Genomic DNA, 1,233 nt, shown 5'->3' with positions numbered 1-1,233 from the left:
ATGAAAGTTTTTTTGTTATAAAAACTTATAACCAACGGGACGACTAATGAATCATGACATGACTCTATGTAGCTTCGCGTCTATCACCTTGGCTACATGAGTTAGTATACGTGACTGTATACATAATTTCATTGATAAGTATTTTCCAGTTGAGCTGAATAGCCTACATATAAACAAAGAAGGCCCTCGCGGGCCTTCTTAGCTTGTATTAGTTAACCAAAGTCGTAACGGACTTGCCATTTGCAATAGCCTTAATGTTGAACTCAGTCACGCCTGCGCCAATCTTAACTGTGCGGTCAGCATTAACTGTTACTGTTCCACCTTTAACATCTGTTACTACATATTGAACACCAAGTAGATCTGCGTATCTTACCAACTCAGCATCTGTGTACTCAACGCCGTAGTTGTCAACGATTTTCAAGCTTGGCAACAATGTGTGTGCAGCTACCGTTACTGGTGTTACAGTCGGCATTGTAATGTCGTTAGATCCATCTGCNATCTTTTCTACCGATAAATGTCACCAAGTAGATCTGCGTATCTTACCAACTCAGCATCTGTGTACTCAACGCCGTAGTTGTCAACGATTTTCAAGCTTGGCAACAATGTGTGTGCAGCTACCGTTACTGGTGTTACAGTCGGCATTGTAATGTCGTTAGATCCATCTGCTGTTACTGTTGAAGCAACAACTTGATCTGCTTTTACATTAACTGCAACTGTTTCGTCTTTTGTTGAACCATTAGCTAGTTTGTATACAACTGTAATAGTCGCTTTACCAGCTTTATTGCCTACTACCACGATGTCACCACCGTTTTGTGCTACTTTTGCAACATTTTGATCCGAAGAGGAAGCACTAATTACACGACCTGCCGGGATTGCTACTGCTTCTCCAGATATGTTCTTCGCTGTAATTTCTACTTTTCTTCCAAGACTTCCGTTGAATACCCACTCCGTTGCTGGCGCCAAAAGCTTCTCAGCATCTTTAACTACACCACTATCAAGTGTTGCATATAGGTCACTTACTGGATTGATGCTATACGTTAACTCTGTGCTATCCGCAACAACTTCCATGGAGCTATCCACTGTTTTCAGTGTGCTTTCGTTCGTTTTACCAGGGTTTTGTATTAGCTTCGCTTCAACTTTAGCTGTTCCTGCGCCTACGGCTGTAAATGTAAGACCTTTGCTGTTCAAATCTTCAAGGTGAGTTGCTGTGAACTCATACGTTTTTGGTGTTGC

General features: G+C 41.7%; 1 protein-coding gene. It reads right to left on the bottom strand.

The window, feature by feature from the left end:
- Positions 1 to 504: 504 nt before the first annotated feature.
- A partial coding sequence (locus ASG93_RS12030; RefSeq protein WP_162262849.1) for a hypothetical protein occupies positions 505 to 1,233 on the bottom strand: 729 nt, incomplete at its 5' end.

Source organism: Paenibacillus sp. Soil787 (assembly GCF_001429545.1).
Taxonomy (GTDB): Bacteria; Bacillota; Bacilli; order Paenibacillales; family NBRC-103111; genus Paenibacillus_E.
Note: the sequence above shows the minus strand (reverse complement) of the source record. Positions and strands in the feature narration are given on the sequence as shown.